Source organism: Nevskia soli (genome assembly GCF_903970205.1).
Lineage (GTDB): Bacteria > Acidobacteriota > Terriglobia > Bryobacterales > Bryobacteraceae > Bog-113.
This window is the reverse complement of sequence record NZ_CAJCHS010000213.1, coordinates 1-3,137: the sequence shown is the minus strand read 5'-3', so window position 1 is coordinate 3,137 and position 3,137 is coordinate 1. Positions and strand designations below refer to the sequence as shown.

Below are 3,137 nucleotides of genomic sequence, written 5' to 3'. Positions count from 1 at the left end.
TTAGTCGCGCTGGTCTCGCTGCTCGGCCATCGCGCCCACAATCGGACGATTCTGGTTCAGAACGAAACGATAGCGCAGTGGGTCTACTACGAGTCGAAAGCGACAGGCCGCACGAGTTACGATGCGATGCTCGATTTCCTGCCGGTTGCGCAGCTAACAAGTCCAGCGAGCGCCCAGGATCTGCGGGATAAGTACCAGAAAAAGATCCAGCAAAGCGATCAGGCGCAGCAGCAACTCAAGACCAAGGCGGATGCTTTGGAACACGAAGTCGCGCACCAGGAAACCTCTTCCGATCGCTTCGATATCGGCGATGTTTGTCTCGAAGCTTCCCTCGTGATCATGTCAACGACTTTGCTCACCAAGCGCCGGCTTTACTGGGGCATCGGGCTCGCGCTTGCCGGTGTGGGTATCGTGACCGCTCTTACCGGCTTGTTTCTGTCGTGATCGACCTTGATACCATTCTCAGCGATGCGCCTCGGAACAGTGCAATCAATCATCGGAACTCTGGCGGTTTCCTTTGGCGCGGCTCATGCGGCCGCTCAGACGGACAGCAGTAAGATCATGCCGGATGGAACGGCATATGTGACAAGAGTCGTACCGGTGCCAGCTACCGTCAGCCCCGAAGCTCAGAAGATGCTCGCCCGCGTCGTTTCGGATGCCGACGTCCCGCAAACACTCGCCCAGCGCCGGGCCGGCACGGATAAGTGGCAGGCGGGCGCCGGAGAGGCCTCGAAGAAGCTCTATCCGGCCCATGTCGCTGCGGACACAATCGCGGGCGTGCCGGTTCGTGTGGTTACGCCGCTCAGCATTGCGCCGGATAAGCGCGACCGCGTGTTGATCAACTTACACGGCGGCGGGTTTAATTCGGATTCCGGTTCGTTAACCGAAACAATTCCTATCGCGAATCTTACCGGCGTCAGAGTTATCGCCGTACTCTACCGGCTAGCTCCAGAGCATCCGTTTCCAGCGGGTCTTGACGATGCGGTCGCGGTCTATAAAGAGCTGCTGAAGACTTACCGGCCGGATCATATAGGCATCTACGGAACATCTGCCGGGGCTATTCTCACGGCCGAAGTTACCGCTAAGCTCAAGCAACTGAGGTTACCTATGCCCGCAGCTACTGGAATCTTCTCCGGGATGGGCGATTTCAGCCGCACCGGAGATTCCATCGCGCTCTTCGCCTTAAACGGCTTCTCCGGTCATCTCGACCCACCCAAGCCCGACAGTCACGACGCCGGCCCCTACGCGGGCTCGACCGATCTGAAGGACCCCGTACTCTCGCCGATCTACGGCGACCTAACCGGATTTCCGCCAACTCTATTCATTACCAGCGGACGCGACCTGCTATTAAGCGGCACAACGCTGCTGCATCGGGCCTATCTGGGCGCAGGCGTCGACGCGCAGTTAGTTGTATTCGAGGCGCTGCCGCATGCGTTCTGGAATAACCCGGGGCTTCCGGAATCGAAGGAGGCCGACCGCATCATGGCCGGATTTTTCAGCAAATACCTGGCGCAGTAGAGATCACCTGGTGACCGGCGCGCTTCAATCCGCGCGCAAGACGGTTTTCGCGAGTGAGCGGCCAACGGCTCTGCCGGCCGCCAATGATCACCAGCGAGTGGGGTTCGAGCGACTCCTGAATGCACTGCCGCGCGTCCCGGCACAGGTGAATCTCAATCCGGGTTTCAATGCTATCGCGTTCGATCAGCGTACGAACCCGCCGCATGCGCAGTTCCGTATTGATTTTGGGTTGCTCGAGTGGCAATGGATAAGGAACAACATGAGCGACCAAGATCCGTATCTTCGCCCTTAGTTCGTGGGCCAGGACCGCGGCTTTTCTGAGGGCATCGAGAGTATCGGAAACTGTCGTGAACACCACCGTGACCGGCAGCGCTTGCACGCAGTCCTCCAGTAGTTCGGGCTGCGCGTATTTACTCCTCACAAAGTTGCTCCCCGATACAAACTTAGGGTTCGGGAGCTAAAGAAGGTCTTATTAGCGCATGAGGAAGTTATAAAGAAATCCTAATTCATTGAGAGCATAAAAAAGTTCAAACAGCCGTTTATGACTTCCTCATGAGGCGGTTCTTACACTCCGAATACATGCCGCCTATGGACAGATTGGTTGTGCCGTTGCTGTGTTTGATTCTGCTGGTACTCGCGTTGCCCGAAATCCAGCTGTTACTGCGCTCGCGAAGGCGAACTCCGCGCTAACTAGGGTCGAAGTTACCCCGGTTCTTTCCTCTACAATTTGGGGATGGAAGCCGTTCTGCAAGACGCCCGCTACGCGCTGCGGCAATGGCGCAAGTCGCCTGGATTCACCCTGACCGCGGTCCTGACGCTGGCCTTCGGCATCGGCGCGACCACAGCTATCTTCTCGGTGGTCGAGGGTGTACTGCTGCGGCCCTTGCCATTTGCCGATCCGTCCGCGCTAGTTACTCTTGGCGACATCGTGGAGGGCGTGCAGTACGGCGCCGAAACGCCCGGCGTCACTCCGCCCGGCGTTCGGACTTATATTCGCGACACGCGCGCCTTCTCCAAACTCGGTGGATACCGGACTTCCACCTATGAGCTCTCGGGGTTGGGGAACCCCACCCAGATCAATGCGGCGCGGCTCACCGCGAGCCTGCTTCCTGTGCTTGGCGTCTCACCACTCCTCGGCCGTTTCTTTACGCCGCAGGAAGATGAGGGCAGTCAGATGGTCGCGGTGCTCAGCTATCAGACCTGGCGCGGCCGCTTCCATGGCGATGCCAATGTTCTGGGGCAGAAGGTCTTTCTGGATCGCAAGCCGTACGAAATCATCGGCGTCATGCCGCGCGACTTCGAGTTTCCGTTGAACCCCGGTCAGTTAAATCGCAGCGAGCTTTGGGTTCCGATGAGCTTCACTCAGGCCGAACTAATCCAGGGCGCAGGCAACTGGGGCTACTATCTGGTGGGACGCCTGAAGCCTGGCGTAACTCCGGCACAAGCGCAGCAGGATGCTATTGGCGCGGCACGTGAGATCATGCACAGCTTTCCGCCCGCGCTTTCCGGCCGACGCATTCATCCGGCGGTCCAGCGGCTGGATGAGGCTACTGTAGCGCAGGCGCGGCCTCTGGTGGCTACCCTTTTCCTTGCGGTCACGGTGGTTCTGTTTATCGCGT

Annotated in this window: 4 protein-coding genes; 3 read left to right on the top strand and 1 reads right to left on the bottom strand. The window is 58.7% G+C overall.

Annotation, left to right across the window (positions count from 1 at the left end; translation table 11 throughout):
* Together H1Y01_RS09615 and H1Y01_RS09610 are read left to right on the top strand one after the other, a co-directional pair.
* On the top strand, positions 1-444 hold a 444-nt coding region (locus H1Y01_RS09615; protein ID WP_180540259.1), incomplete at its 5' end, for a DUF4337 domain-containing protein.
* A 24-nt stretch (positions 445-468) separates the two neighbouring features.
* Positions 469-1,518 carry an alpha/beta hydrolase gene (locus tag H1Y01_RS09610; RefSeq protein ID WP_180540257.1) on the top strand — a complete coding sequence of 350 codons (1,050 nt, stop codon included), beginning with the start codon at positions 469-471 and terminating at the stop codon, positions 1,516-1,518.
* Here H1Y01_RS09610 and H1Y01_RS09605 read toward each other — a convergent pair.
* Positions 1,496-1,939 (bottom strand): hypothetical protein, encoded by a 444-nt coding sequence (locus H1Y01_RS09605; protein WP_180540255.1) that lies wholly within the window; start codon positions 1,937-1,939, stop codon positions 1,496-1,498. The genes H1Y01_RS09610 and H1Y01_RS09605 overlap by 23 nt on opposite strands.
* A 312-nt stretch (positions 1,940-2,251) precedes the next feature.
* Here H1Y01_RS09605 and H1Y01_RS09600 point away from each other — a divergent pair.
* On the top strand, positions 2,252-3,137 hold an 886-nt coding region (locus tag H1Y01_RS09600), incomplete at its 3' end, for an ABC transporter permease (protein ID WP_180540253.1).